The 26,483-nt window shown below is 72.5% G+C and carries 23 protein-coding genes and 1 pseudogene; 13 read left to right on the top strand and 11 right to left on the bottom strand.

Going from position 1 to position 26,483, the window contains the following annotated elements; genetic code table 11:
* Positions 1–28: 28 nt before the first annotated feature.
* Positions 29–1,873: a hypothetical protein gene (locus CIB93_RS18235; RefSeq protein ID WP_143660062.1), complete on the bottom strand. Its 1,845-nt coding sequence runs from the start codon at positions 1,871–1,873 to the stop codon at positions 29–31.
* A 125-nt stretch (positions 1,874–1,998) separates the two neighbouring features.
* Entirely contained in the window at positions 1,999–2,931 is a 933-nt protein-coding gene (locus CIB93_RS18230; RefSeq protein ID WP_096628046.1) for an ion transporter, read from the bottom strand.
* Between the two features lie 149 nt (positions 2,932–3,080).
* Between CIB93_RS18230 and CIB93_RS18225 the strand changes: the two genes are divergently transcribed.
* Positions 3,081–3,353, top strand: coding sequence for a twin-arginine translocase TatA/TatE family subunit (locus CIB93_RS18225; protein ID WP_096628044.1), 273 nt, complete (start codon positions 3,081–3,083; stop codon positions 3,351–3,353).
* A 24-nt stretch (positions 3,354–3,377) separates the two neighbouring features.
* Here CIB93_RS18225 and CIB93_RS18220 read toward each other — a convergent pair whose 3' ends face one another.
* Positions 3,378–4,400 carry a hemolysin family protein gene (locus CIB93_RS18220; RefSeq protein WP_096628043.1) on the bottom strand — a complete coding sequence of 341 codons (1,023 nt, stop codon included), beginning with the start codon at positions 4,398–4,400 and terminating at the stop codon, positions 3,378–3,380.
* Positions 4,397–5,728, bottom strand: a complete 1,332-nt coding sequence (locus CIB93_RS18215; RefSeq protein ID WP_096628041.1) for a hemolysin family protein — start codon at positions 5,726–5,728, stop codon at positions 4,397–4,399. The genes CIB93_RS18220 and CIB93_RS18215 overlap by 4 nt, the downstream gene beginning before the upstream one ends.
* A 401-nt stretch (positions 5,729–6,129) precedes the next feature.
* Here CIB93_RS18215 and CIB93_RS18210 point away from each other — a divergent pair, with 401 nt between their 5' ends.
* Entirely contained in the window at positions 6,130–6,351 is a 222-nt protein-coding gene (locus CIB93_RS18210) for a hypothetical protein (RefSeq protein WP_096628040.1), read from the top strand.
* 95 nt (positions 6,352–6,446) lie between these two features.
* On the opposite strand, the gene CIB93_RS18205 is transcribed toward CIB93_RS18210, so the two are convergent.
* Complete coding sequence (locus tag CIB93_RS18205; RefSeq protein ID WP_096628038.1) at positions 6,447–7,379, bottom strand: M56 family metallopeptidase; 933 nt, start codon at positions 7,377–7,379, stop codon at positions 6,447–6,449.
* Positions 7,380–7,381: 2 nt separating this feature from the next.
* Positions 7,382–7,813, bottom strand: a complete 432-nt coding sequence (locus CIB93_RS18200) for a BlaI/MecI/CopY family transcriptional regulator (RefSeq protein WP_096628037.1) — start codon at positions 7,811–7,813, stop codon at positions 7,382–7,384.
* Between the two features lie 185 nt (positions 7,814–7,998).
* Between CIB93_RS18200 and CIB93_RS18195 the strand changes: the two genes are divergently transcribed.
* The 3 genes from CIB93_RS18195 to CIB93_RS18185 all read left to right on the top strand — a co-directional run bounded on the left by CIB93_RS18195 (position 7,999) and on the right by CIB93_RS18185 (position 9,989).
* Positions 7,999–8,574, top strand: coding sequence for a TerD family protein (locus CIB93_RS18195; protein WP_096628035.1), 576 nt, complete (start codon positions 7,999–8,001; stop codon positions 8,572–8,574).
* 77 nt (positions 8,575–8,651) lie between these two features.
* Positions 8,652–9,233 carry a TerD family protein gene (locus CIB93_RS18190; RefSeq protein WP_096628034.1) on the top strand — a complete coding sequence of 194 codons (582 nt, stop codon included), beginning with the start codon at positions 8,652–8,654 and terminating at the stop codon, positions 9,231–9,233.
* A gap of 93 nt (positions 9,234–9,326) precedes the next feature.
* On the top strand, positions 9,327–9,989 hold the full coding sequence (locus tag CIB93_RS18185) for a hypothetical protein (protein ID WP_179500156.1): 663 nt from the start codon (positions 9,327–9,329) through the stop codon (positions 9,987–9,989).
* Between the two features lie 9 nt (positions 9,990–9,998).
* Here CIB93_RS18185 and CIB93_RS18180 read toward each other — a convergent pair whose 3' ends face one another.
* The 3 genes from CIB93_RS18180 to CIB93_RS18170 form a co-directional block, all read right to left on the bottom strand.
* Positions 9,999–10,739, bottom strand: a complete 741-nt coding sequence (locus CIB93_RS18180) for a gamma-glutamyl-gamma-aminobutyrate hydrolase family protein (protein ID WP_096628032.1) — start codon at positions 10,737–10,739, stop codon at positions 9,999–10,001.
* A 59-nt stretch (positions 10,740–10,798) separates the two neighbouring features.
* Entirely contained in the window at positions 10,799–12,277 is a 1,479-nt protein-coding gene (gene eat / locus CIB93_RS18175) for an ethanolamine permease (protein WP_096628031.1), read from the bottom strand.
* Positions 12,278–12,414: 137 nt separating this feature from the next.
* On the bottom strand, positions 12,415–13,224 hold the full coding sequence (locus tag CIB93_RS18170; protein ID WP_373558767.1) for a FadR/GntR family transcriptional regulator: 810 nt from the start codon (positions 13,222–13,224) through the stop codon (positions 12,415–12,417).
* A 73-nt stretch (positions 13,225–13,297) separates the two neighbouring features.
* Between CIB93_RS18170 and CIB93_RS18165 the strand changes: the two genes are divergently transcribed.
* Genes CIB93_RS18165 through CIB93_RS18155 form a run of 3 tightly spaced genes read left to right on the top strand, consistent with a single transcriptional unit; the run spans position 13,298 to position 16,876 of the window.
* Positions 13,298–14,662: a glutamine synthetase family protein gene (locus CIB93_RS18165; RefSeq protein ID WP_096628029.1), complete on the top strand. Its 1,365-nt coding sequence runs from the start codon at positions 13,298–13,300 to the stop codon at positions 14,660–14,662.
* A gap of 40 nt (positions 14,663–14,702) precedes the next feature.
* Positions 14,703–16,085 carry an aldehyde dehydrogenase gene (locus CIB93_RS18160; RefSeq protein ID WP_096628028.1) on the top strand — a complete coding sequence of 461 codons (1,383 nt, stop codon included), beginning with the start codon at positions 14,703–14,705 and terminating at the stop codon, positions 16,083–16,085.
* Between the two features lie 5 nt (positions 16,086–16,090).
* On the top strand, positions 16,091–16,876 hold the full coding sequence (locus CIB93_RS18155) for a 3-oxoacyl-ACP reductase (RefSeq protein WP_096628026.1): 786 nt from the start codon (positions 16,091–16,093) through the stop codon (positions 16,874–16,876).
* A gap of 74 nt (positions 16,877–16,950) precedes the next feature.
* On the opposite strand, the gene CIB93_RS18150 is transcribed toward CIB93_RS18155, so the two are convergent.
* Positions 16,951–18,156, bottom strand: a complete 1,206-nt coding sequence (locus CIB93_RS18150) for a helix-turn-helix domain-containing protein (RefSeq protein WP_096628025.1) — start codon at positions 18,154–18,156, stop codon at positions 16,951–16,953.
* A complete protein-coding gene (locus CIB93_RS37965) occupies positions 18,153–18,305 on the bottom strand; it encodes a hypothetical protein (RefSeq protein ID WP_179500155.1) in 153 nt (50 codons plus the stop codon). Before CIB93_RS37965 ends, CIB93_RS18150 begins: the two co-directional genes overlap by 4 nt.
* A 184-nt stretch (positions 18,306–18,489) precedes the next feature.
* Between CIB93_RS37965 and CIB93_RS18145 the strand changes: the two genes are divergently transcribed.
* From CIB93_RS18145 to CIB93_RS18125, 5 genes and pseudogenes are all read left to right on the top strand, one after another.
* Complete coding sequence (locus CIB93_RS18145) at positions 18,490–19,473, top strand: DUF3068 domain-containing protein (RefSeq protein ID WP_096628023.1); 984 nt, start codon at positions 18,490–18,492, stop codon at positions 19,471–19,473.
* Between the two features lie 245 nt (positions 19,474–19,718).
* Positions 19,719–20,888, top strand: coding sequence for a glycosyltransferase family 4 protein (locus CIB93_RS18140; RefSeq protein WP_096628022.1), 1,170 nt, complete (start codon positions 19,719–19,721; stop codon positions 20,886–20,888).
* Complete coding sequence (locus tag CIB93_RS18135; protein ID WP_096628020.1) at positions 20,885–21,604, top strand: bifunctional 2-polyprenyl-6-hydroxyphenol methylase/3-demethylubiquinol 3-O-methyltransferase UbiG; 720 nt, start codon at positions 20,885–20,887, stop codon at positions 21,602–21,604. Before CIB93_RS18140 ends, CIB93_RS18135 begins: the two co-directional genes overlap by 4 nt.
* Positions 21,601–25,887 carry an alpha-(1->3)-arabinofuranosyltransferase family protein gene (locus CIB93_RS18130; protein WP_179500154.1) on the top strand — a complete coding sequence of 1,429 codons (4,287 nt, stop codon included), beginning with the start codon at positions 21,601–21,603 and terminating at the stop codon, positions 25,885–25,887. Before CIB93_RS18135 ends, CIB93_RS18130 begins: the two co-directional genes overlap by 4 nt.
* Positions 25,887–26,483: pseudogene (locus CIB93_RS18125) on the top strand (condensation protein); the annotation flags it as partial. The gene CIB93_RS18130 and the pseudogene CIB93_RS18125, both read left to right, overlap by 1 nt.

Genomic DNA, 26,483 nt, shown 5'->3' with positions numbered 1-26,483 from the left:
CCGGCCCCCAAAATCGTGTCCGGGCGGCTCAGGAGAGGAGCCCGGCGAAGTACTCCCGGTCCCGTACGTCCTCGGGTCGCACGGCGTCGTATCCGTGCAGCGGCCACAGCGGGCGTCCGTCGATCCACGGCACGAGCAAGGGGCGCTCCGCGTCGTCCGGCAGGGCGCCCGTCCGTCCGCCGTCCGTCGTCGGCGTGCCGTCGGCGTCCCCGTACAGCTCCGCGACGCCGGTGGGGGCGGGCAGGCCACGCCACGGCTTGCGTGACGTGCCCGGCGGGAATACCTCCAGGGAGCTTTCCGCCTGCGCCTCCGGTCCGCCGTCCAGCGGGAAGAAGATCAGGACCATCGTGTCGTCGTGGCTGCGCAGCAGGGCGTACCGCTTGCGTACGGGTCCGGGGTGGCGGGTTGCACGGACCAGTCCGCGGACGTTCGGTATCCCGTGGCGCAGGGCGCGGTAGCCCAGCCGTACGGCATTGCAGGCCGCGAGGCCGCCGACCAGCAGGGGCGCCGGTTCGTCCAGCCACAACCACAAGGCGGTCGCGGCCAGCGACACGGCCAGGGAGCGCAGGGTCCCGAGCGTCGCCGAGAGCTCCAGCAGCGGCCCGATCCGCCACCAGGGCCGCTCCAGGGCTCCGGGCGGGAGGGGCGGCAGTGGTTCCGTGACGTGCGGGGCCCGGCGCTCGGCCGCCGCGGACATCACCGCGCAGGAGAGGTCGGGGCCCTGTTCCGCCGGGGCGCCTTTGACCAGGGACACACGAGGGCGCGGCGGCGTCACGAGGGAGGCGTGGGCCGGGCGGTGCGCGAAGGAACGGCGGTCCCGCATCCGGCGTACGACGCGGATGGCGCCGCCGATCAGGGAGCCGAGGATCAGCAGCACGCCCGCCAGGAACACCACATCGTTCACCTCGTTGGCCGGGGTGCCCTCCCAGTCGGCGTTGTACAGGTCGCCCTTCCACGGGCCGTAGGACACCACCCAGCCGACCTCCCGGTCGTGCAGGATCGGGGCCCGGTCGGGGTCGCAGCGGAACGGGCCTTCCCGCCGCTCGCCGCTCCAGGGGTCGGCCCAGCGCACGGTGCAGTCGCCGTCGGCCGACTCGCTGATCACGGTCAGCTCGGCCTTCGGGTCGTCCATGGCCGCCAGGGACGCGGCGATGCCCAGCCCCAGGACCGCACAACCCACGAGCAGGACCCAGCGCCAGCACGGCCGCCGGCGTGGCACCGCCGCCGGGGCCCTGTGCTCGGCTGTGCCCGGCCCCGCCTGCGGCCGCTGTCCGGGGATCCGCTCAGGGTCGGGGCGGCCGTCGATGCCCGTCTCCCGCGCCCACTCGATGAGCCGGCTCCCCTTGGCACCGGTCTCCGGGCGGGCCCAGAACAGGCCTTCCCCGCCGGGCCGTGACGCGACACCGCCGCGCACCGGGTCGCCGCACCACCACAGGATGCCGTCCCACCCGGTTTCGGCGAGGCGGGCGTTGGCCTGCGCGACGACGGCGCCGAGGCACACGAGGTCACCGGTGCGGGGGTCGCGGAGCACCAGGCGCGGTGCGCCGGTCATGGCCGAGATCGTCGACCGGGCGACGCAGGCCGTCCAGGGGGCCGCGGACAGCCGCCCGTGCATGCGGCGGGCGTTGAGGACGAGGACCAGGCCGACGAGGAGAGCGATGAGGCCCGCCACGGACAGCCACGCCGCGAGCGGCATGGCCCAGCCCCGACGGGCCCCGCCGCTCCCCGCCAGGAGGGCCGCCGCCGGACCGGCCACGAGAGCCCCGCCCCCGGCAGCACACCATGTGCCCGCCCGTCTCCGGTAGCGGGCGACGGCTCTCGCGGTGGCCGGGAGAGCGATCGCCGTCCCCTCCCGATCCTTCGTGGAACTCACGCGCGCCCCTGCCTCTCCACCGGCCGGCCGACAGGCCTGAACTGCCGATATGACCGCTGATAGGACAGCCAGTATCGTCTCCGCCCGGTGGAGGGCGGACAGCGGTGTCCGCAGACGGACCCGGATCAGTCGGTACGCGTACGGGACGCGGGTGCGAGTGGGGTGGCCGTGTGCTCCACCGGGGCCGCCGCCAGGGCTCGTTCGAGGTCGTCCAGGGCCCGGCGGGCCGCGGCGACGCGTTCGCGCAGCACGATGGCGTCGGCGGTGGGCAGGGGTGCGTCGGCCGGGGCGGGGCGGGCGGGCTCCGGTGATTCCGCCGACTCCTCCATCGAACGGGCCTCGTCGAGCGAGGTGATGACGACCCCGATAAGGACATTTACCAGGACGAAAGAGGCGAACAGGACGTACGAGGCGTAGTAGAGGATGCTCCAGCGGGAGATCTCCAGGCCCGCGCGCACCGCGTCACCCAGTCCGTCCAGGGTCATCAGCAGGAACAGGGTGAGGATCGCGCGGCCCAGGGAGCCGAAGTGTTCCGGGTCGCTGTCGGAGAAGCAGATCCAGCCGACCATGGCGTAGAGGTAGAGCAGCAGACCGCCGACGAGCAGGAAGCTGACGGTGCCGGGAAGGCTTCTGCCGACCGCGACCAGGACGACGCGCAGCTGGGGCAGGAAGCGTGCCGCGCGCAGCACCCGGGCGAGGCGCAGGAGGCGCAGCACGGTGCCGTTCTCGCGGAGGAACGGCAGGAAGGCGAAGAGGACGACGGTGAGGTCGAAGAGGTTCCACGGGTCGCGGAAGAAGGCCGCGGGCCGTTCGGCGTGGGCTCCCGCGCGTAACAGGATCTCCACGGTGAACGCGGCGAGGAAGCTGTACTCGACCGTGCGCAGGGCCAGATGCCAGCGCTCGGCCAGTCCGGAGTACGTCTCGACGCCGAGGACCGCCGCGTTCGCGAGGATGAGGCAGAAGACCAGGGCGGCGAACCAGCGGGCTTCCGTGATCTCCCTGCACCGCCCGGCCACCGCCCGCCGCCGGCGCGGGGTCTGCGCCGCTGGGTCCGTCATCCTGCTTCCCTGGTCGTCCGCGGCCACCGAACACGACTGGCCTGAAAGGAGGTTGCTCCGGGCAGCCTGATCATGGAACCCGCGAACGGATACTCTACAGCCCTGTAGATTATCTACCGACGCAGATCGCACGAGAGAAAGCAGCAGCCATGTTGGGGTTCGGTGAGCTCACCCTTCTTCTTCTCGTGATCGTGGTGGTCCTGAGCATCAAAAGGCTGCCGGACCTGATGCGTTCGGCCGGCAAGGCCGCGCGCATCCTCAAGAGCGAGAAGCGGGCCCTCAAGGACCAGGACACCCCGCACACCGACCCGCAGAGCGTCCCGCAGGCCGGGGCGGCGCCCGGCGGGGCGGCCCCGGACGACGACGCCCGGCCGTCCCCTCGCGTGATCCGCGGGGAGGCGACCGAGCGCAAGGACCTGTAGCCCGCTCGCGGCCCCGGCGGTCCCTCAGGCGGCCGTCGGCGGGTGCAGCAGGCGGGCGAGGAGATCGTCCAGGCTGACCAGTCCGGTAAGCCCGCCCTCCGCGTCGCGGACCACGGCGATCGTGGCGCGCCGATCGCGCAGCCGCTCCACGGCGTGGGCGGCGGTCTCCTCCGGCGCCAGCTCCGGGACCGGGCGGGCCAGGTCGCGGGCGAGGACGGCCCTGCCGCCGGCGCGGGCGACCAGGGCGTCGCGGGCGTGCACCGATCCGAGGACCCGTTCCCCGTCCCGTACCAGCAGGCGGGTGCGGTCGGCCTCGGCCGCGGTGGCCAGGATCCGGTCGAGTCCGGCGTCCGCGGGGACGGTCGCGATCCGTTCGGCGGGGATCTGGAGGGTGGACACCGGGGCCTGCGGCTCGGTCAGGGACCGAGTCATCAGCCCGGAGTCGCCCTTGCTGATCAGGCCGAGCCGCTCCGACTCCTCGATGAGGTGGGTGAGCTGGTCCCGGTTGTGCACCGAGGTGAGTTCGTCGCGCGGGGTCACCTTGCAGAGCCGTACCAGGGCGTTGCTGATCGCGTTCAGCAGCCGGATCAGCGGGCGTACGGCGTTGACCAGCGCGCGGAAGGGCGGGCTCAGGAGCATCGCGGAGCGCTCCGGGTGGGCGATGGCCCAGGACTTGGGTGCCATTTCGCCGACGACCATGTGCAGGAAGACGACGACCATCATCGCCAGCGCGAAGGCGATTCCGTAGCTGAGGGCGGCGGGCAGTCCGAGCCGCTCCAGCAGCGGGTCCAGCTCGTGCGAGATCGCGGGCTTGGACACGGAGCCGAGGCCCAGGGTGCAGATGGTGATGCCGAGCTGGGCACCCGCGAGCATCAGGGACAGCTCGCGCATTCCGGCGAGCGCCGCCTTCGCCCCGCGCTGCCCCCGGGCGGCGGCCTGTTCCATGCGGTGGCGCTTGGAGGCGACCAGGGCGAATTCGGCGGCGACGAAGAATCCGCTGCCGATCAGCAGCAGGACGGTCACGAAGAGGGCCAGAGGGAAACTCATGCCTGCGGCTCCTGTTCGGTGCGTCCGGTGCCTTGGGTGCTTTCGATGCGCACGTACTCGGCGACATGCCGGTCGAGCGTACGGACCTCGATCCGGGCGCTGCCGGTGGTCAGCCGGTCCCCCACCGTCGGGAAGCGGCCGAGCCGGTCGATGATCAGTCCGGCCAGGGTGTCGTAGTCGTCGCTCTCCTGGGGCAGTTCGACGCCGGTGGCCTCCTGGATCTCGTCGGGGCGGCGCCCCGCGTCGACGATCCAGCCGGCCCCGTCGGCCACCGCGAGTTCGACGACGGTGTCACTCTCGTCCGCGATGTCCCCGACGAGCTCCTCGGCGATGTCCTCGTAGGTGACGATCCCGGCGAGGCCGCCGTGCTCGTCCAGGACGACGGCGAACTCGTCGTCACGCTCCCGCATCTGCGCGACGGCCGCGGGGAGTCTCAGAAGCTCGGGCAGCAGGAGGGGGCGGCGTGCCAGGGTGCCCACGGTGGTGCGGCCGACCTCGGCGGTCGAGAGGCGCATCAGCTCCCGTACGCCCAGGACTCCGGCGGGGTCGTCGGGGTGGTCCCCGAGCACGGGGTAGTTGGAGTGTCCGTGGCGGGCGATCAGCTCGACGGCCTCGGCGGCCATGGCGTCCCGGCGGACGAAGGCGACATCGGCGCGCGGGATCATCACCTCGCCGAGGGTGCGCTCGGAGAACTCCAGGGCGTGGTCGATCAGCTCGGCGGTCGCGGCCGGCAGCTGGCCCTGCTCGTGGGATTCGCCGATCAGATGGCCGAGCTCCTCCAGCGTGGCGCCGTGGTGGAGCTCCTCGACGGGTTCGATGCCGATCCGACGCAGCAGCCGGTTGGCGGCGCTGTCGAAGACGCGGATCACCGGGCCGACGGCTCGGAGGTAGATCAGGGTGGAGGCGGCCAGGGACTTCGCCATCCGCTCGGGGATGGCGAGGGCGAGGTTCTTCGGGGCGAGTTCGCCCAGGACCATCTGGATGACGGTCGCCACCACGAAGGAGAGTGCCACGGAGATGCCCGACACCACTCCGTCGGGCACACCTGTGCCGCTCAGGGCGGGCCGCAGCAGGGTGGAGACGGACGGTTCGGCGAGGAAGCCGACGATCAGCCCCGTGACGGTGATGCCCAGCTGCGCGCCGGACAGCATGAACGAGAGCCGTTCCAGGACGTTCACGGCGCGGGCGGCCCGCTTGTCACCCGCCGCGGCCTCCCGGGAGAGGGTGAGGCGATCGGCGGAGACGTAGGCGAACTCCTGGGCGACGAAGTAGCCGGTCCCGGCGGTGAGGACGAAGACGGCCAGGAGGCCGAGCAGCGCGGCGGTCATCGGGCACTCGCCCCACAGGAGCGGTGGCCCACCCGGTCCGGGGCCGCGGTGGCGGACCGGGCGCGGTGGAAGTCAGGCCCCGCAGGGCGGAGGTCAGGCCCCGAAGGGCCCGGACTGGCATACAACGCATGGCTCCTGTCCGGCTGGGGGTCCAGCCAACGTATGGAGGGGCAGCGCCCGCTCCGCCGCTGCCGGTGCGTTTCCGGCGGCGCCCACGATGGGACTGCGGTCCACGAACTCTACAGCGGAGTAGACCGGAGATCGGGGCGGCCTCCGTGGCGAGAACCTTTCGGTGCCGGGCACGGCCGGGAACTGACCGGACGCCCTCCGCGGTTGTGCTGTCGGCCCCGACCGGGGCCACCCGCCGTCAAGGCGGGGCGACATGCTCCCAGGAGGCAGCAGTGGCCCAGATCGACCTGGACAAGGTGCTCGACAAGGCTTACGCGGACAAGGACCTCAGCACGATTCTGGCGGCCCCGGTCTCGGCGCTGAAGGGCGTCTCGGACCGCGACGGCGAGCTGCTCCAGGAGGCGTTCAACGTCAAGACGGTGGCAGATCTGGCCAACCTGAAGTACGCCCGCTGGGCCCAGGCCCTCGCCGCGCTCGACGTCGGCCGGGCCTGACGGGCTCCGGTGCGGCCCGCCGGGCTCCTCCGGCGGGCCGCACCGCGCCTGCCCTAAGGGCTGTCCCTGATCCACCAGGGATCGCGGGACAGCCCTTAGAGAGGTGTCGCCGCTTCCAGGACGAGGAACAGCGCCACGGCCGCGTTGAGCGCCGACAGTGCCGAGACGGTCGTCCCGGCCGCGGCGACGAACGCGGCGGCCCCGGCCGGGGTGAGGGCGGGCGGCCATCCCCGGTCCGGCGGCACGGGACCGAGGAGCGCGGCCACCCGGCGGGGCACCGGTCCCGTCGCGGCGAACGCGGCGAAGGCCGGGCGGCCGGGGGCCGGACGGGAGACGAGCGCCGCCTTGCCGACCGCGCGAGCGGTCAGCCTGCGGTCGCCCGTGACCCGGGCCGCCTCCTCGTCCGCCCAGCGCTCCGTGCTGTAGACCAGGGCCGCGATCAGGGGCCGCAGGAGGGGGTTGACGCATCCAGCCAGCCGGGTCGCGAGCAGCAGCCGGTGGTGACGCCCCGCCAGGTGGGCCTGCTCGTGGGCGAACAGCGCCCGGCGCTCCGCCGGCTCCAGGGAGGCGAGCATCGCGGTGGAGACCAGCACCCGACCCGGGGAACCGGGAAGCGCGTAGGCGTACGGCACGTCATCGGGGAGCACGGCGAGGTCGCCGCCCGGCAGACCGGCCAGCGCCCGGTGCGCCCGGGCCCGGAAGAGGTAGTGGCGGTGGACGGTGAAACCGCAGGACACGGCCACGGCGACGAGCGCGACGATGGCGGCCTTGCCGGCGAACGCGTCGTGGGGCACGGCGTCGCGGACCTCGTCGTCGGACCAGCCATCGGGCAGCGGATTGCCGGGCAGCTGGGCCGTGCCGACGACCACCAGCAGCCCGAGGCAGACCAGGCTGCACGAGGCGAGGATCACGGCGGCGGTGGCCAGCAGCCGCGCGGCCCTGCGGGGGTGGAGGTGCTGTTCGGCGAGCCGCGCGATCGGCAGGGCGGTCAGCGGGAGAACGAGAGGCAGGAAGACGAAGACACCCATCGTCAGCGCTCCGGCCGGTCCGTGGGCGCGTGGGGGTGGCCGGGACCGCTCTCGGCGAGCAGGGACCGCAGCAGCTCCTCGTCGTGGGAGGACAGGACGGAGACGAAGCTGGAGAGCACCGCGTCGCGGTCGCTCTGCTTGTCGAGCAGTCGGCGCATGCGCAGCGCGGCGAGGCCCGCCTCGTTCGCCACGGGCTGCCACAGGACGGGGCGTTTGGGCCCGGTGCGGGTGACTGCCTGCTTGGCGTGCAGCCGGGTGAGGATGGTGATGACAGTGCTGTACGACAGGCCGCCGCCGAGCCGTTCCAGCACCCAGGCCGCGTTCACCGGCTCGCCGGCCTCGCCCAGCACCGACAGCACCTGGGCCTCCAGCTCGCCCTGGCCCCGTCTGCGGACAGGCACTTCCCGCTCGCCACCGGCTCCTTCGGCTTCCACGGCCCGACCCCCTGTTTCCGTCCGGCCCGGTTCCGGCCGTTCACCGGCCGGGCATCGGGAAATCGTATCCAGCCACCGGGAGGAGCGGCCACCGGCCGGGAGCGGCGGGAATCGTCCGTCTTCCGGCACGGCAAATCTACAGTGCTGTAGATTTGACCACCCGTCACCGTACAAGGGAGAACATCATGGGCGTGAGTCTGGCCAAGGGCGGAAATGTCTCGCTGAGCAAGGAAGCCCCCGGTCTGACCGCGATCCTCGTCGGTCTCGGCTGGGACGTCCGCACCACGACCGGCACGGACTACGACCTGGACGCGAGCGCGCTGCTCTGCGACGAGGCCGGCAAGGTCCTGTCGAACGAGCACTTCATCTTCTACAACAACCTGAAGAGCCCCGACGGCTCGGTCGAGCACACCGGGGACAACCTCACCGGTGAGGGCGAGGGCGACGACGAGATCGTCAAGGTCGACCTCTCCGCGGTGCCCGCGACCGTCGCGAAGATCGTGTTCCCGGTCTCCATCCACGAGGCGGAGGGCCGCGGGCAGAGCTTCGGCCAGGTCCGCAACGCCTACATCCGCGTGGTGAACCAGGCGGGCGGCGCGGAGATCGCCCGCTACGACCTGAGCGAGGACGCCTCCACCGAGACCGCCATGGTCTTCGGCGAGCTGTACCGGCACGGCGCGGAGTGGAAGTTCCGTGCGGTCGGGCAGGGTTACGCCTCCGGGCTCAGCGGCATCGTCGCCGACTTCGGGGTCAGTCTCTGAGCCGCCGGGCTCCGGACACGCACACCACACGAAGTCCAGCAACACAGGCATCAGCACCAGGCACCGAAGGCGGAACCATGACGATCAACCTCACCAAGGGCCAGCAGGTCAGTCTCACCAAGTCCGGCGGCGGCGAACTCGGCGTCGTGCGGATGGGTCTGGGCTGGAAGTCCGCTCCCCGCAAGGGGTTCCTGGCCCGGCTGACCGCCCGCGACATCGATCTGGATGCCTCGGCGGTGCTCTTCGCGGGCGGTCAGCCGCAGGACGTGGTCTTCTTCCAGCACCTGACCAGCGATGACGGTTCGGTCCAGCACACCGGGGACAACCGGGTGGGCGGGGCGGGCGAGGGCGGCGACGACGAGTCCATCGTCGTCGACCTGCGGCGTGTGCCCGCCCATGTGGACCAGATCGTCTTCACGGTGAACTCGTTCACCGGCCAGACCTTCGAGGAGGTCGAGGCCGCCTTCTGCCGACTGGTCGACGAGAGCAACGGACAGGAGCTGGCCCGCTACACCCTGACCGGGGGCGGACGGCACACCGCGCAGATCATGGCCAAGGTCCAGCGGGCGGGCGCGGGCTGGCAGATGACCGCCATCGGAGCGGCGGCGGACGGGCGCACGTTCCAGGACCTCATGCCCGCGGTCGCACAGCACCTGTAGTTCCACCGGCTTCACCGCGCCGGCCCGGAGGGCAGCCACCGGGTCGGCGCACCGCTGTACAGCGACGTATCGATGTATCGACTGAGGGACAGTATGCGCAGGCCTTCCCGGTCCGGGGACTTCGAGGACGAGGACAGATCCGACTACACGAGCGCGCTCGACGAGGTCATCAACGGTCCCGAGATCCAGCAGCTGCTCGAACGGTCAGGAGTGCCCGTCGGCCGGCTGCGCACCCTGGCGCTGGAGGCCGCCCCGCGCACGGCCGCCGCCGCGGACACCGAGTACCGCCGTTACGCGGTCCTGCGGCAGGAGACCCTGGGCGCCCGGCACGGCGTCAGGGCGGCGCCGCTGTCCGGGCCGGGTGACCAGGAGCGGCCGGGGGCCGGGGTGCTGGCGGTGCTCGGGGTGCTGACGCCGGTGCTCGCCGCCGTCGCCGCGGCCACGTTCCTGCTCCTCGGTTACGCGCTGCGCTTCGCCGAGAGCCTGCCCGCGCTGTCCGGCACCCTCGTCGGCGTCGGCTGGATCAGCCTTTCGGTCGCGGCGGCCGCGTCCCTGATCAGTATCGTCGCCCTCTACCGCACGGCGGCGAGGCAGTCGGCGGACGGGCCGTCGGCCGCTCCCCTCCGGGCGGACACCCTGGACCGTGCCCGCGAAGCCTGGCTGGACGCCCTGCGGGACAAGGGCATCCGGCCGTTCCTCGTCGGGGAGTTGACCGAGGCGGCCCCCTCCCCGTACCTCCCCGACACCCGCCGCTGACCGGTCGCGTCAGGAGACGGCGACCGCCACATCGGCGGGTGCTCCGGCACCCGGTGTGCGCGAGCCGCGGCGGGCCGCCTCGACCAGGGCCGTCATGACCCGGGTGTCCTCGCCCATCTCGGGGTGCCACTGGACGCCGAGCACCAGGCTTTCGTGGCCGGGGAGCTCCAGGGCCTCCACCGTTCCGTCCGGGGCGTGGGCGGAGGCAGTCAGGCCCGCGCCCAGGCGGTCGACCGCCTGGTGGTGGTACGCGGGCACCACGGCCGTCTCCGGTACGGCGTCCGCGTACGCCGTACCGGGTACCGGGGTCACCGGGTGGCGGCCGAAGACGCCGGGGCCGCCGGTGTGGTCGTCGAGGTGCTGGTGCAGGGTGCCGCCGCGGGCGACGTTCAGCAGCTGCATACCGCGGCAGATGCCGAGCAGCGGGATGCGCTGCTCGATCGCGGCCCCGATCAGGGCCAGTTCCCAGGCGTCGCGTTCGCGGGCCGGGGGGCCGGTACGGGGGTCGGGGGCCGCGCCGTAGCGGGCCGGTTCGACGTCCGCGCCGCCCGCGATGACCAGTCCGTCCAGGGCCGCGACGGTCTCCCGGGCCGCGTCCGCCGCGTCATCGGGCGGGAGCAGGACCGCGAGGCCGCCCGCCGCCCGGACGAGGCGCGGATAAGCGGCGGGCAGCAGCACCGCGGGCATCTCCCACACACCCCAGCGGGCCGGGTCCTGGTAGGTGCTGATGCCGATGACGGGCCGGGACATGGAACGTACTCCTTCGGGTCGGGGGGATCGCGTCGACGGCCGCAAGGGTGCGGACGGGTTCAGTGGCGGGCGAGTTCCGCCTCGGCCGCCGCGAGGGCGGCGAACTCCTCCTCCGGCGCTCCGGCGACCAGGCGGTGGCGGCTGTAGAAGGCGAAGTAGGCGAGCGCCACCGCGTACACACCGAGCGCGATGAAGGCCGCGTCGCGGTCCACCAGGAAGGTCGCCACCAGCGCCGAGCATGCCAGAACGAAGGCGACCGAGGAGGTGAGGGCGCCGCCGGGGGTGCGGTAGGGGCGTGGCAGGTCCGGTTCGCGGCGGCGCAGCACGATATGGGAGAGGGCCATGAGGGCGTAGCTGATGGTGGCACCGAAGACGGCGACGTTCAGCATCCGGCCGCCGTTGCCGCTCCAGGCGGCGAGCGTGAACCCGATGGCTCCGGGGATCAGCAGCCCGAGGTAGGGGGACTTGCGGTGGTTGGTCAGGGAGAGGAAGCGGGGGAGGTAGCCCGCCCGGGAGAGGGCGAACAGCTGACGGGAGCCCGCGAAGATCAGGGAGAAGAAGGAGGCGACCAGGCCCGCGAGGCCCGCGTAGTTGACGAAGCGGCTCAGGACGGTCGGCTCGCCGCTGCCCTGGAGCGCGACCACCAGCGGGTTCCCGGCCTCCTTGATGGCGTTGGCGCCCTGGGCGCCGGTGGCGGAGACGAAGGTGATGAGGGCGAGGAAGACCAGCACGGCGAGCGAGATGGCCAGAGCCTTCGGCATCGAGCGGACCGGGTCCTTGGCCTCCTCGGCCGCGAGCGGCACGCCCTCCACGCCGAGGAAGAACCACATGCCGAAGGGGAAGGCGGCCCAGATGCCGAGGAGTCCGTACGGCAGCCACGAGGAGGAGCCGAAGGCGGAGGCGTCCGCCGGGATGTCGTTGAGGCGTCCCGCGTCGAACTCGGTGAACGCGCCGACGGCGAAGATGAGGAGGGCCGCCACCGCGATGGCGGTCACCACCAGGCTGAAGCGCAGTGCCTCGCCGACGCCCCAGAGGTGGATGCCGATGAAGATCGCGAAACAGGCGAGGTAGACGGGCCAGCCGGAGGTGAGCCCGAACAGGCCGAGCGACTCGACGTAGTCGCCGATGAAGAGGGAGATGGCGGCCGGGGCGAGGATGTACTCGATGAGGATGGCCGTGCCGGTGAGGAAGCCGCCCCAGGTGCCGAGCGCGCGCCGGGCGAATCCGTAGCCGCCGCCCGCCGTGGGGAGGATGGCGGAGAGTTCGGCCAGGGCGAAGACGAGGCAGGCGTACATGACGCCCATGAGGAGTGTGGCGACGGCGAGTCCGCCGAAGCCTCCCTTGGAGAGGCCGATGTTCCAGCCGGAGAAGTCGCCGGAGACGACATAGGCGACGCCGAGCCCGGTCAGCAGCAGCCACCCGGCGCTGCCCCGGCGCAGGGTCCGGCGGTGGAGATACGCGGTGGTGCCGGAGGCGTCGGCCGTTCCCGTACTCGCGTCGCCGGGTGGACCTGCGGGTGTTTCGGTTTCCTGAGCCATCAGGTGCTCCAGATGTGTGTCGACTTCACCGGTGGAACTGCGTCGATCAAAGGTTCGTCGGCACACCTTTGTGGAACATCGGGACGCATGGCAAGGGGCGTGCGTCAAAGAGCGGTTACGGATTCGCTTCCCGGGTCTCAGGCCAGGAAGCCGCGCAGCAGCGCCGCCGTACCGCCGCAGTGCTCGCGCATCATCTCGCGGGCCGCCTCCGCGTCCCGGTCGAGCACCGCCTCGACGACGGCCGCGTGCTGCTGCTGGGAGTGCTCCAGGTTGCGCACCAGCAGGGGGATGCAGTCGAGCAGTTCGTTGAGGGTCGCCCGGACGGAGGCGTACCGGGCCGCGAGCGAGCGGGAGCCGGAGAGCTCGGCGAGGGTGAGGTGGAGCAGGGTGTCCTGACGGCGGTAGTCATCCAGCCGGGCACCCTGGGTGGCTTCCAGGGCCGCCCGCAGCCGGGCGGCCCCGTCCGCCGCGAGGCCGTCGGCGCAGAGCCCGGCGGCCCCGGTCTCCAGGACCTCGCGGAAGCGCAGGGTGTCCTCCACGTCGACGGCCGCCACCCGGCGCCGCAGTTCGTCGCTGCCGTCGGCGCCACTGGTGCGCGGCAGGACGAACGTCCCGCCGTAGCGGCCGCGCCGGCTCTCCACCATGCCCTGGTCCTGGAGGACCTTGAGCACCTCGCGCAGGGTTACCCGGCTGACGCCCAGGTGCTGGGCGAGTTCGCGCTCGGCGGGCAGCCGGCCGCCGGGCGGGACGAGGCCGAGGCGGAGCAGTTGCAGGACCTGCTCAAGGGTCTCCTCGAAGCCGTTGCCCGCGCGCACGGGCCGCAGGACGGAGGCCAGCGGGCCGGAGCCGCCCTTGGCCGCTCCCCCGCCCGCCACCGCTCCGCCGGCACCGGGAGCGCCCTCCTCGACCGCCGGACGGGTGCCGTCGGTTCTCCTTCTGGTGACCACTGGCGAATCCCCTTCCCAAGCAATGGTTCTCTGTCATACCTTATGGCTCCCGGTTCACCCAAGGAGGCATCCCGTGGCAGACCGCACACCCCCGCTCGGCGTCGACGAGCTCCGCTCACGCGTCGCGGACGGGTCGATAGACACCGTGGTGCTGGCCTTCCCGGACATGCAGGGGCGGCTCCAGGGGAAGCGGTTCGCGGCCGGGTTCTTCCTGGACGAGGTGCTGGAGCACGGTACCGAGGGCTGCAACTACCTGCTGGCAGTGGACACCGAGATGCGGACCGTCGACGGCTATGCGATGTCCTCGTGGGAGAACGGCTACGGCGACTTCGGCATGGTCCCGGACGCCGCCACCCTGCGCCCCGTCCCCTGGCACGAGGGCACGGCCCTGCTGATCGCGGATCTGGCCTGGCACGACGGCAGCCCGGTCGTGGCCGCGCCGCGCCAGATCCTGCGCCGCCAGCTCGACCGGCTGGCGGAGCTCGGCTACACGGCGCAGGTCGGCACGGAGCTGGAGTTCATCGTCTTCCGGGACAGCTACGAGGAGGCCTGGGACCGCGACTACCGCGGACTCACCCCGGCCAACCAGTACAACATCGACTACTCGATCCTCGGCACCGGCCGCATCGAGCCGCTGCTGCGCCGCATCCGCAACGAGATGCAGGAGGCCGGGCTGACCGTCGAGTCCGCCAAGGGCGAGTGCAATCCGGGCCAGCACGAGATCGTCTTCCGTTACGACGAGGCGCTGACCACCTGCGACCAGCACGCCGTCTACAAGACGGGCGCCAAGGAGATCGCGGCCCAGGAAGGCGTGTCGCTGACCTTCATGGCCAAGTACGACGAGCGCGAGGGCAACTCCTGCCACATCCACCTCTCGCTCACCGACGAGAACGGCGAGAACGCGATGGCGGGGGACGGCCCGGACGGCATGTCGGAGCTGATGCGCCACTTCCTGGCCGGTCAGCTGGCCGCCCTGCGGGACTTCTCCCTCCTCTACGCGCCCAACATCAACTCCTACAAACGCTTCCAGCCCGGCTCCTTCGCCCCCACCGCCGTCGCCTGGGGCGTCGACAACCGCACCTGCGCCCTACGGGTCGTCGGCCACGGGCGCTCGACGCGCTTCGAGAACCGGCTGCCCGGCGGCGACGTCAACCCGCACCTCGCGGTGGCCGGACTGGTCGCCGCCGGCCTGTACGGGGTCCAGCAACGGCTGCCGCTCCCCGAGGCCTGCACGGGCAACGCGTACACCGGGGACTACGACCAGGTGCCGACGACCCTGCGCGAGGCGGCCGAGCTGTGGGAGGCCAGCCCCATCGCCAAGGAGGCGTTCGGCGAGGAGGTCGTGGCGCACTACCTCAACATGGCCCGCGTCGAACTCGCCGCGTACGACGCGGCGGTGACCGACTGGGAGCTGCGCCGCTCCTTCGAACGCCTCTGACCCGCCCGTCACCACGACCACTCCCGATCGAGGTCCGTACGTGTCCCAGCCCACCCTGGATGTCCTCAACCCGGCGACCGCCGAGCTCATCGCCACCGTCCCCGCCGCCTCCGCCGCCGACGTGGACGCGGCCGTCACCCGCGCCGCCGCCGCCCAGCGCCCCTGGGCGGCCGCCGCGCCCGCCGACCGGGCCCGGCTGCTACGCCGCTTCGCCGCCGTCGTCGACGAACACATCGAGGAACTGGCCCAGTTGGAGGTCCGCGAGGCGGGCCACACCATCGGCAACGCCCGTTGGGAGGCGGGCAACGTCCGCGATCTCCTCGACTACAGCGCGGGCGGGGCGGAGCGGCTGCTCGGCCGGCAGATCCCGGTGGCGGGTGGCATCGACTTCACGGTCCTGGAGCCGCTCGGCGTCATCGGTGTGATCGCCCCGTGGAACTTCCCGATGCCGATCGCCGCCTGGGGGCTGGCCCCGGCGCTCGCCGCGGGCAACGCCGTCCTCCTCAAGCCCGCCGAGACGACCCCGCTGACCGCTCTCCGGCTGGCCGAACTCGCCCTGGAGGCAGGTCTTCCCGAGGGTCTCTTCCAGGTGCTGCCCGGCGAGGGGCCGGTGGCCGGGAGCGCCCTGGTCGAGCACCCAGGCGTCGCGAAGATCGTCTTCACCGGCTCCACCCGGACCGGGAAGCACATCATGACCCGGTGCGCCGAGCGCGTGAAGCGGCTCACCCTGGAGCTGGGCGGCAAGAGTCCCAACCTCGTCTTCGCGGACGCCGACGTGGCGGCCGCGGCGGCCGCCGCCCCCCTGTCCTTCCTGGACAACGCGGGCCAGGACTGCTGTGCCCGCACCCGCATCCTGGTCGAGCGGTCCGTGTACGACCGCTTCCTCGACCTGCTCGTCCCCGCCGTGGCCGCCGTCGTGGTGGGCGACCCGGCCGACGAGAGGACCCAGATGGGCCCGCTGATCTCGGCCGTCCAGCGGGACCGGGTGGCGGGGTTCGTCGACGGCGGCCGGGGCGCCGACGGCGTACGTACCTTCCTCGGCAAGGCGCCCGAGGGGCCCGGGTTCTGGTATCCGCCGACCGTCCTCGCCGGGGTCTCGCCCGATGCGCCGGTGGCCGTCGAGGAGGTCTTCGGGCCGGTCGCGGTGGTCCTGCCGTTCGAGGACGAACAGGACGCCGTGCGCCTCGCCAACGCGACCGACTACGGGCTGGCGGGCTCGGTCTGGACCCGGGACATCGGCCGCGCGCTCCGCGTCGGCCAGGGTCTGCGGGCGGGCAACCTGTCCGTCAACTCGCACTCCAGCGTGCGCTATTCGACCCCTTTCGGCGGTTACAAGCAGTCGGGTCTGGGCCGTGAGCTCGGCCCCGACGCCCTGGCCGCCTTCACCGAAACCAAGAACGTCTTCATCAGCACGGAGGCCTGAGCACCATGACCGACACGTCTTCTGTCTGCCGCCGCCTGGTCGGCCGCACCGCCGTCGTCACCGGAGCCGGCAGCGGCATCGGACTGGCCACCGTGCGGCGACTGGCCGCCGAGGGCGCCCATGTCGTCTGCGCCGACGTGGACGAGGAGCGCGGCAAGGCCGCCGCCGAGGAGGCCGCCGGGCTCTTCGTCCGTACGGACGTCACCGACGCCGAGCAGGTGGACGCCCTGTTCAAGGCGGCGTTCGACACCTACGGCTCGGTGGACATCGCGTTCAACAACGCGGGGATCTCCCCGCCGGAGGACGACTCGATCCTGGAGACCGGTCTTGAGGCCTGGCGGCGGGTGCAGGAGGTCAACCTGACCTCCGTCTACCTCTGCTGCAAGGCGGCCATCCCCTACATGCGGGCCCAGGGCAGGGGTTCCATCATCAACACGGCCTCGTTCGTGGCCCGGATGGGTGCGGCCACCTCGCAGATCTCCTACACCGCGTCCAAGGGCGGGGTGCTGGCGATGTCGCGCGAGCTGGGGGTGCAGTTCGCGCGCGACGGCATCCGCGTCAACGCGCTCTGCCCGGGGCCGGTCAACACCCCGCTGCTCCAGGAGCTGTTCGCCAAGGACCCGGAGCGAGCCGCGCGGCGTCTTGTGCACATTCCGGTGGGCCGGTTCGCCGAGCCGACCGAGATCGCCGCCGCCGTCGCCTTCCTGGCGAGCGACGACTCCTCGTTCGTGAACGCCACGGACTTCCTGGTCGACGGGGGGATCGCCGGGGCGTACGTCACCCCGGTCTGAGCCCGGGCCCGAGCCCCCGCGGGCACACCGGGGCGCCCGCGGCCCCGGACGCGGGGGCCGCGGCGGTTGCGGTCTCAGCCCTGGACGGGTGCCAGATCGCCCCGCAGCCGCTGGGAGCGGAGCACGAGGAGCATCTCGAAGCGCTGGTCCGGTTCGTCGATCGCGTCGCCCCACAGCTCACGGATCTGCCGGAGCCGGTAGCGGGCCGTCTGGGGGTGGATGCCGAGCCGGGTGGCCACCTCGGGTGCGCCGCCGGAGGTCTCGATCCAGGCGAGCAGGGTCTCGGCCAGGCGCCGGGTCTGGGTCGGGCTGAGGCCGTCCAGCGGGGCGAGGCAGCGGCGGGCGGACGCGTCGGTCAGCTCCTGGGCGGGCAGCAGCACCAGCTCCTCCGTGCGCTCGGTGCAGTGCAGCACCTCCCCCTGCGGCAGCAGGTCCTTCTTGATCAGCTGGACCGCCGTCTCCGCCCAGCGCAACGACGTCGCCGCGGACGCCAGCGGGACCGGCGGCCCGATCGCCCCTGACCAGCCGGCCGTGGCCCGTCGCAGGGTCTCCGCGCGGCCCGCCGTGTCCGGGTCCGGGATGACGATGCGCGGCTGCTCGCTCTCCATGTCCAGCAGGATGCCCTGGCCGACCGCCGGGGCCACCGCTTCCCGGGCGGGGCGGATGAGGACGCCCACCGCGATCGTCTCGGGAAGCTCCCAGCCGATCCGGGCGGCCCGCTCGGCCAGGGTCCGGGTCGATTCGGCCCGGTGCTCCATGAGCAGCATCTCGATCAGCTGGCGCTGGAGGCGGAGGCGTTCGCTGGCGCGCCGGGCCGCCGCCTCGGCGTAGCCCCGTACCGACTGTTCCACGAGTCCGTCCAGATACTCGAATCCCGATTCGGCGAGCTCGTACATGGCGGGTGCGGCGATGTCGATCTGCTGTCCGATCTCGGCGAACCTGCGCCAGGTGAGCCTCACGCCGAGGCGGTAGATGGCCTGGAGCGAGTCGAGGCTGCGGCCCTCAAGCCCTTCGCCCCGCCCGAACTCCTGGAACATCTCCGGCGGCACCCGGGGGTGCGCACCGGAGGTGAGGTTGTGGACGAAGCCCTCGATGGCGCGGCGGATGCCGACCAGGGCCAGGGGCTCCCCGGACTCGTCCTCGACCAGGTGGAGATAGGGGTAGTCCCGGCGGATCGCGTGCAGGATCGTCTGCGCGAGTTCCGGGGCCTCGGACAGGGCGATGGCGGCGAAACGGTCCAGTTTCGGCCGGGGCACCTCCTGCCAGGCCGTGCGCGTCATGGGGCGGCCGGTGCGGTGTCGTAGCTGATCAGCGGTGTATTGGGCTGGTCGGGGGTGGCGTCGAGCAGTGCCACGACACCGACCGCCGCACCTACGGCGAGCGCCGCGGCCGCCAGAGCGGTGACAAGAGCGGCGATGAGTCTGCGCATAGTCGGGTCAGCTCCTTGCTGGAGGCGATCCCCACCCCGTGAGCCGGGCCCCTCCGGCTGGCACACAGTGTCGACAGGTCATTGACATCTCGTCAAGGCCTTGCCTACTGTTCACGCCAATCAAGGGCTGACCGGCCCGGGGCCCGTGCACCTCCGCGAAGAGATTCGACCCAGGAGTGCCCGGATGCGCCGCAATACTTCACCCCTCTCGCTCGTCCTGCTGGGGGCGGGGGTCTTCCTGCTCGTGCTCGCGCCGCTGCTCGTCTGGTACGTCCAGCCGCAGGCCAAGCGCACCCCGATCGACATCGACACCACCACCGTCTTCACCGGGACCGGCAGCTTTTTCGACACCGGCGAGGTGGAGACGGTCGACGGCGAGACGATCACGATCACCCGGCAGGTGCGCGGGGACGTGGCCGACAGCGAGAAGAGCGGCAACGCCGTCTGGGACGTGTCCACCTCCGTGGACCACGACGGGACGCTGCCCGCCGCCGATCCCCGCGACGCCCTCCAGTGGACGCTGGAACGCTGGGTGACCAACCGGACGACGAACGAGCCGGTGCACTGCTGCGAGGAGTCCCCGACATTCGACGGGGAGGCGTACCTGAAGTTTCCCTTCGACGTCGAGAAGCGCGCCTACCGCTGGTGGGACAGCACGCTCGGCGGGGTGGTGCGGCTCTCCTACGCGGGTGAGCAGGAGGTCCAGGGCTACTCGGGCTACCTCTTCAAGGGCCGGGTCGAGCCCACCAGGACCGGGGTGCGCCAGGTGCCCGGCGTGCTCGTGGGCCGGAAGAAGACGCCCCAGGTGCTGGCCGAGGAGTGGTATTCCAACAGCGGCATCGAGCTGGTCGTGGACCGGCGTACCGGCCGCATCATCAACGCGGCGATCGGGCCGAAGAAGACGCTGCGCGCACCGGGCTCGGAGAGGGACGCCGTGGTGCTGCTGGAGAGCATGCGGGTGGAGTTCACCAAGGAGACCCAGGAGAAGCAGGTCGCGCTCGCCTCGGCGGACAGCGACCGGCTGGCGATGCTCGGTGAGACCGTGCCGATCGGGGCGGCCGGGCTCGGGGGCGTACTCACGGCGGCGGGGGTCGTCCTCGTCGTGCGGGGGCGGCGGACGGAGCCGGAGGCCCCGAGCACTCACATGATGACGAGTATGCGCACCTGAGTTACTCGCAAGTTGTTGCGCCGGTGAGTAGCCGGGCGGTAACCCGTGCCGAAAACTGTCTATCCCCACCAGAGCACGGCCCCCCGGTCTCGCCCTTCCGTTCCGTCGTTCGCGTACACCACCCCTTCCTTCCCCGCCCTCTCCGGTTCGCCCCTCCGCCGCTTCTCCCCTCTTTCCGCGGTTCCCCTCCCCCCTCGTACCGCTCATCCCCGAGTCCCCGCACCCAGAGCCGAGTTGGAGCGCCCATGCCCCAGCACGTACCTCCCCCACTGCTCGACGCAGCCACGCGCCAGGGTCAGGGCCCGACGTCCTCCAGGGTCCCGGCCGCTCCCAGACGCATCGTGTTCCTCGCCCACCGCGACCTGGGCAATCCGGCCGCCGGCGGCTCCGAGCTGCTGATCGACCGGCTTGCCCTGGGCCTCACCGAGGAGGGCCATGACGTGACGCTCCTGTGCGGCGGCCAGGCCGCCCGCAGGCCCTACCGGGTCGTCTCGGCGGGCAGCACGCTGGGGCACTACCTCGGTGCGCGTTCCGCGTTCGCCCGTCAGGTCGGCGACTGCGATCTGCTGGTCGAGGTCTGCAACGGCATGCCGTATCTGGCCCCCCTGTGGCATCGCGGGCCCACCGTGTGCCTCGTCAACCATGTGCACACCGACCTGTGGGACATGCGTTTCCCCACGCCGGTGGCCCGTGCCGGGCGGCGGCTGGAGCACTGGGCGCTGTCCCGCGCCTACCGCGACCACCTGATGATCGCCGTGTCCCCGTCCACGGCGGGCGCCCTGCGCGAGCTGGGCGTGCCCGACCGGCGGATACGGGTGGTGCACAACGGTGTCGAGGAGCCGAGCCCGCAGAGCGACCGGTCCGGGACCCCGCTCTTCCTGGCGCTGGGCCGGCTCGTCGACTACAAGCGCATCGACCTGCTGCTCCAGCTGTGGGAACGGGTCCGGCCGGTCACCGGCGGCCGTCTCGTCATCGTGGGCGACGGCCCCGAGCGCGCCCGGCTGGAACGGCTGGCCGGACCGGGGGTGGAGTTCGCCGGTCATGTCACCGAGGCCGAGAAGCACCGGCTGCTCTGCGCCGCGTGGATGCTGCTGCATCCGGCGGCCGTGGAGGGGTGGGGGCTGGTCGTCACGGAGGCCGGTGCGCGCTCCACCCCGACGCTGGGCTTCGACGTGCCGGGGCTGCGCGACTCCGTCGAGGACGGGGTCACCGGCATCCTGGCCCGGGGTGCGTCCTCCTTCGCCGCGGCCTGGTGCGCGCTGGCGCTGGACGACGAGCGGCGCGAGGCGATGGGGAAGGCGGCCCGGGAACGCGCGGCCGCGTTCCGGTGGACCTCCAGCGTGCGCCAGTTCATGGCGGTCGCCGCCGAGGCGACCAGCGGCGCGAGCACCCCGGCGATCGGTGCGAGCGCGTGAAAGACCCTTCCTTCCGGCGCTCGGCCGCCCTGTTCCGCGCCTTCCTGCGGGAACAGGGCGACCCGGCGACGGCGTACACCCTGCTGGCCCGCGATGCGGCGGACCAGGTGGAGCGGCACGGTCCGCTCCGGGGCAAGGTCGTCGTGGACATCGGCGGCGGCGACGGCTACTTCACCCGGGAGTTCCGGCGGCGCGGTGCGCACGGCTATCTCTTCGAGCCGGACGCCTCGGAGCTCGGCCCGGGGCAGCGCGCGGACACCGTCGTCGCCGACGGCTATCTGCTGCCGCTCGCCGACGGCGCGGCCGACGTCTGCTTCTCCTCCAATGTGCTGGAGCACGTCGCCGATCCGCACACCTTTCTCAGCGAGATGGCGCGGGTGACACGTCCCGGCGGGCTGATCTACGTGTCGTTCACCAACTGGCTCTCCCCCTGGGGCGGCCATGAGTGGGCGCCCTGGCACTATCTCGGCGCCGAGCGCGCCCGTGGCCGCTACGAGCGGCGCACCGGCTCCCCCGCCAAGCACCGGCTCGGCGAGAACCTCTTCCGGATCGGCGTCGGCGAGACGCTGCGCCATGTCCGGGCCCGTACCGATGTGTCCGTCGTCTCCGCACGCTCGCGCTACTGGCCCGTCCTTCCCCAGCTCGTGCCGCGGGTCCCCGTACTGCGGGAATTCGCCACCTGGAACCTCCTCCTCATCCTCCGGCGGTGTTCATGACCAGCGCTGTCCACCCACCCCGGCCCGCCGCCCCGGACGGCCCGGGTCCCGAGCCCTCCGTCCCTGCTGGCGGCCTGCCGCAGCCGCGGTCGCGGCGCTGGCTCCTGGGGTTCTGGGCCGTCGTCTTCCTGGCGTTCCTGGCGGTGTCGCCCGGGCGGATGACGTTCGACACCAAGCTCGGCGTCGTCACGGCCCCCCGCCGGTTCCTCGGTGACCTGGGCGAGCTGTGGCACAGCCGGGCCGGGTTCGGCGGCATCGCCGACCAGTACATCGGCTATCTCGTCCCGATGCTGCCGTACTACGGGGCCGCCGACCTGCTGAAGGTGCCCACCTGGCTCGCGGAGCGGCTGTGGCTGTCGCTGATCGTGGCGACCGCCTTCTGGGGTGCGCTGCGGCTGGCGGAGCGGCTGCGGGTGGGCTCCTCGGCCACCCGGCTGCTGGGCGCCGTCGTCTACGCGCTGTGGCCGACGTACACCATCGTCGTGGGTTCGACGTCCGCGGCCGCGCTGCCGGGCGCCCTGCTGCCGTGGGTGCTGCTGCCGCTGACGGACCCGCGCCTGGCGCCGAGGATCGCGGCGGCCCGGTCCGCGCTGCTGATCCCGCTGATGGGCGGGGTAAACGCCGCCTCCACACTGGCCTCGCTGCTGCCGGTCGGGCTGTATCTGCTGTCCCGGCCCCCCGGACCACGCAAGCGCGCACTGCTCGCCTGGTGGATACCGGGCGTGGTCATGGCGACCGCCTGGTGGATCGTTCCACTGCTGCTGCTGGGGACCTTCGGCGAGAACTTCATGCCGTACGTGGAGTCCTCGTACACCACCACGACCACCATGTCGGCGACCGAAGCGCTGCGCGGCGCCGGCAACTGGGTGGGCTATCTGAACTTCGGCGAGGCCTGGCTCCCGGCCGGGTGGACCGTCGCGACCGCGACCCTCACCGTCCTGTGCTCGGCGCTCGCCGCCGCCCTGGGACTCGCGGGTCTTGCCCGGCGGGATCTGCCCGAACGCCGCTGGCTGGTGCTGACCGTCCTGTCCGTCGCGCTCATCACGCTCGCCGGGTACGGCGGTGCGCTGGGCGGGCTGTTCCACGGAACCGTGCAGGACTGGCTGGACACCTGGCTGGTGCCCTTCAGGAACATCTACAAGTTCCAGACGGGTCTGGCGCTGGCGCTGGCCCTGGGCCTGACGCACATCACCGCCGTCGCCGCTCTGGCGGCCGCCCGCCGGGACCGCGACCCGGCCCGGATGCGCCGCCTCGCGCCGGTGATCGCCGCCGTGATCGTGCTGCCCGGTCTGGCCTGGCCGTACGTCAACGGCTCCATCCTGCAACCGGGTTCGTTCAAGGAGCTGCCCGACTACTGGAAGAAGACCGGTGGTTGGCTCAAGGACAATTCGCCCCATGACCGCGCCCTGGTCGTCCCGGCGACCGCGCACGGCATCTACACCTGGGGCTCCCCCATCGACCAGCCACTGGACGTGCTGGCGAACTCGCCCTACGCGCAACGGGATTACGTCCCCTTCGGCACGCCCGGCAACCGGCGGGCGATGGACGCCGTCGAGCAGGCGCTGACCTCCGGGGGCGAGGTTCCCGGGCTGAGCGGGTACCTGAACCGGGCCGGGCTGCACTATGTGGTGGTCCGCAACGACCTGGACCCGGACCAGTTGGGGTACGTCCCCACCACTACGGTGAAGCGCACCCTGGAGGCGTCCGGCTACCGGCGGGTGAAGGGCTACGGGCCGGTGATGACCGGCGGCCGGATCGCGGCGGACACCCCCGTGCAGATCGAGGGCCTGTATCCGCGGCAGCAGGCGGTGGAGATCTACCGGCCGCCCGCCGGGACCGAGCGTCCGGGACGGGCGGAAGCGACCCCGGTCGCCTCGACGGCCGTGGTGAGCGGCGGCCCCGAGTCGCTGCTGCCGCTGTCGGCGACCGGTGCGCTGGACGGCCGGCCGGCCGTGCTGGCCGGTGACGCGCACCCGGGCCTGGGACGGCCGTCGTTGTACGCGGCGGGCGACGGGCTGCGCCGCGCCGACACCCGGTTCGGTCTGGTCAACTCCAACACCTCGTACACGTACACCGTCGATGAGCGCAACGCCGTGGGCGCGGTGCAGGATCCGGGCCGCGAACCCCGGCAGATCCTGCCGACCTCCGGGGCGAAGCACCAGACGACGGCGGTACTCCGGGGCGCGAAGTCGGTCAGTGCGTCGTCGGTGGGCAACTGGCTGTTCCATCTGCCGCAGTACGACCCGGTCAACGCGTTCGATGGCAATCCGGAGACCGGCTGGGCGGAGGGGTCCCCCGGCTCTCCCGAGGGTGAGTGGGTGCGGGTCGACTTCGCCACCCCGACGGAGCTGCCGAGCTCCCTCCAGGTGACTCCGCTGCCCAGCGGGAACATGCGGGCCGCGGCGACCGTGATCCGGGTGCAGACCGACCGGGGCTTCAAGGACAGCCCGCTGCGGCCGGACGGCTCGGCGCAGCAGGTGGCCGCTCCCGCCGGGCAGGCGGCCTGGCTGAAGGTGACGATCCTGGATTCCCAGCAGGGGCGCCCCGGACTCAGCGGCGCCGGGTTCACCGACATCGCCATCCCCGGCGTACAGGTGACCCGGATGCTGGAGCTGCCGAACGACGCGCCGCGCGAGGGTGCGGACTCGACGATGTTCTCACTGCGGCGGGGCAGTGACCCGGGCGGTCTGTCGTCCGTGGCCGCCGAGGTCGGGCTGAGCCGGCAGTTCACCGCACAGGAGGCGGGCGAGTACACGGTCTCGGCGAGCGCGCTGCCGGTGCCCGGCGAGGCGCTCGACAAGCTGCTGTTCGAGCTGACCGGGGAGCGGGACAGGATCGAGGTGAGTGCCGACTCCACGGCACGGCTCGGTACGAACCTCAGCCCCCGCAACCTGACCGACGGTGATCTGACCACGGCGTGGATCGCGGGCGAACGCCCCGTACTGCATCTGACCTGGCCGGAGAAGAGGCCGGTCGGCGAGATCGTCTTCGCGGCGGCCGGGGGGCTGTCCACCCGGCCCGAGCAGGTGCAGATCAGTTCGCCGGACGGTACGGCGGTGGCCTCGGTGGACGAGAACGGGATGGCCCGCTTCTCGCCCGTCAACACCGACCGGATGGACATCACCATCTCGCGCCAGGCGCCGCTGACCGTGCACAACCCGGTGGCCGACGGCCAGTTGCAGCTGCCGGTCGGGCTGAGCGAGGTCTACATCCCGGCGCTGGAGGAGTTCCGTTCGCCGCAGCCGAAGCCGGATCAGAAGTTCAGCCTGCCGTGCGGCAGGGGTCCGGTCCTCTCCGTCGGCGGTACGTATCTGGAGACCCGGGCCGAAGGGCGGGTGCGGGATCTGACCCAGCGCCGGCCCATCCAGGTCTCGCTGTGCACCAAGGACAGCAAGGTGGAGCTGGCCGCCTCGTCCACCACGGTCCAGGCGGGCGACACGGGCCCGTTGGCCATCACCGACGTCACCCTGAGCAACGGAAGCACCGCGGCCGCGGCGGCGGCACCGCGGACGGTGGATGTCGAGCAGGGCGAAGGCGACCGGCGCACGGTCTCCGTCGGTGCGGGCGAGGCCTCGTACCTCCAGATCCACGAGAACCACAACGAGGGCTGGAAGGCCACCCTGGACGGCAAGGAGCTGACGCCGCTGCGGATCGACGGCTGGCAGCAGGCCTGGCTGGTGCCCGAGGGCGAGGGTGGCACGGTCACCCTGGAGTACGAACCGGCCGAGATCTACCGGGCGGGTCTGATCGGTGCGGGTGTGCTGTTCCTGGCGCTCGTGGCGCTCGCTTTCGTACCGCGCCGGGGCTCCGGACCGTACGAGGCCGAGGAGCAGCCGGTCCCGCCGGGGCCGGGGCTGGTCCTGGGCACGGTCGCCCTCACCCTGGTGGGGGTGGTGATCGCGGGTCCCCTCGCCGTGGCTGTTCCGCTCCTCGCCGTGCTCGCGCACTTCCGGCCGAGACTGCTCGCGCCGGTCGCGTTCACGGCGATGGCCGCCGCGGGGATCGTCGCGGCGGTGGGCACCGGGGAGAGTACGGCAATGGGCGCGGGCGCGTTCGGTGCCACCGCTCAACTGCTCGCCCTGATCGCGTTGTTCGCCGCACTGGTCACGGTGGGCCGGGAGCCGCTCGGCAGGCGGGCGGTCCGGGTCGGCCGGGGCGGCGGTGAGCCGGACCCGGCCGCCGGGGACGGGCGGACGCTCCAGCTTCCGGCGCAGCCCGCACCGCCCTCGGGCCGGACGCTGTCCGCCGACGGCAAGCACCCGGCGAAGGGAGGGGACACCTGATGGCGGCCACGCAGCACCAGCGGGTCCCGGGCGGCGGGCAGCCGCCCGGGAGGCTCGCCCGGGTGCCGTTCCCGGTCGTCGACGAGGTGGCCCGGCACTGTGCGCAGGACGCCGAGCCGAGCACGGTGCTCATCGAGATCCAGCTGCCGGGCCTGGTCGACGAGGAGCGGCTGCGCTCCGCGTTCGCCGCCTCGCTCGCCCGGCACCCCCGGGCGCTGATGCGGGAGCGGCCCCGGGGCCTGTTCGCCCGGCGTTACGAGTGGGAGCTGACCGAGAGCCCGGACACGGACCCGGTCTCCTTCCCGCCGTGCGCTCCCGGGGCACTGGAGCGGGCGCGGGCCGGGGCACTGGAGCGGGCCCCGGCGCTGACGGCCTCGCCGCCGCTGCGGCTCGAAGTGGTCCGGGAGCCGGACCGGGAGGGCTGTGTGCTGCTGTTCACCGTGCACCACACCGCTCTCGACGGCCCGGCGTGTCTGCGGCTGGCGGGGACGGCCGCGGAGATCTACGGCGCGTGTCCCACACCGCCGCCGCCCGCCCCGGGCCGCCCGCCGTCCGCGCCGCCCCGGCGCTCCCGGACCCCGGTGCCGGCCCGGCCC

It is taken from the genome of Streptomyces sp. WZ.A104 (genome assembly GCF_002382885.1).
In the GTDB taxonomy this organism is placed as follows: Bacteria; Actinomycetota; Actinomycetes; order Streptomycetales; family Streptomycetaceae; genus Streptomyces.
The sequence above is the reverse complement of the archived record's forward strand: the minus strand, read 5'-3'. Positions and strand labels throughout refer to the sequence as shown.

Excerpts from the sequence above, each read along its gene's own strand:
- CIB93_RS18185 (WP_179500156.1), top strand. The coding sequence starts at position 9,327 with ATGCGCAGGCCTTCCCGGTCCGGGGACTTCGAGGACGAGGACAGATCC.
- CIB93_RS18145 (WP_096628023.1), top strand. The coding sequence starts at position 18,490 with ATGCGCCGCAATACTTCACCCCTCTCGCTCGTCCTGCTGGGGGCGGGG.
- CIB93_RS37965 (WP_179500155.1), bottom strand. The coding sequence starts at position 18,305 with ATGCGCAGACTCATCGCCGCTCTTGTCACCGCTCTGGCGGCCGCGGCG.
- CIB93_RS18215 (WP_096628041.1), bottom strand. The coding sequence starts at position 5,728 with ATGACCGCCGCGCTGCTCGGCCTCCTGGCCGTCTTCGTCCTCACCGCC.
- CIB93_RS18155 (WP_096628026.1), top strand. The coding sequence starts at position 16,091 with ATGACCGACACGTCTTCTGTCTGCCGCCGCCTGGTCGGCCGCACCGCC.
- CIB93_RS18220 (WP_096628043.1), bottom strand. The coding sequence starts at position 4,400 with ATGAGTTTCCCTCTGGCCCTCTTCGTGACCGTCCTGCTGCTGATCGGC.
- eat (WP_096628031.1), bottom strand. The coding sequence starts at position 12,277 with ATGGCTCAGGAAACCGAAACACCCGCAGGTCCACCCGGCGACGCGAGT.
- CIB93_RS18190 (WP_096628034.1), top strand. The coding sequence starts at position 8,652 with ATGACGATCAACCTCACCAAGGGCCAGCAGGTCAGTCTCACCAAGTCC.
- CIB93_RS18195 (WP_096628035.1), top strand. The coding sequence starts at position 7,999 with ATGGGCGTGAGTCTGGCCAAGGGCGGAAATGTCTCGCTGAGCAAGGAA.
- CIB93_RS18225 (WP_096628044.1), top strand. The coding sequence starts at position 3,081 with ATGTTGGGGTTCGGTGAGCTCACCCTTCTTCTTCTCGTGATCGTGGTG.
- CIB93_RS18130 (WP_179500154.1), top strand. The coding sequence starts at position 21,601 with ATGACCAGCGCTGTCCACCCACCCCGGCCCGCCGCCCCGGACGGCCCG.
- CIB93_RS18180 (WP_096628032.1), bottom strand. The coding sequence starts at position 10,739 with ATGTCCCGGCCCGTCATCGGCATCAGCACCTACCAGGACCCGGCCCGC.
- CIB93_RS18150 (WP_096628025.1), bottom strand. The coding sequence starts at position 18,156 with ATGACGCGCACGGCCTGGCAGGAGGTGCCCCGGCCGAAACTGGACCGT.
- CIB93_RS18230 (WP_096628046.1), bottom strand. The coding sequence starts at position 2,931 with ATGACGGACCCAGCGGCGCAGACCCCGCGCCGGCGGCGGGCGGTGGCC.
- CIB93_RS18205 (WP_096628038.1), bottom strand. The coding sequence starts at position 7,379 with ATGGGTGTCTTCGTCTTCCTGCCTCTCGTTCTCCCGCTGACCGCCCTG.
- CIB93_RS18140 (WP_096628022.1), top strand. The coding sequence starts at position 19,719 with ATGCCCCAGCACGTACCTCCCCCACTGCTCGACGCAGCCACGCGCCAG.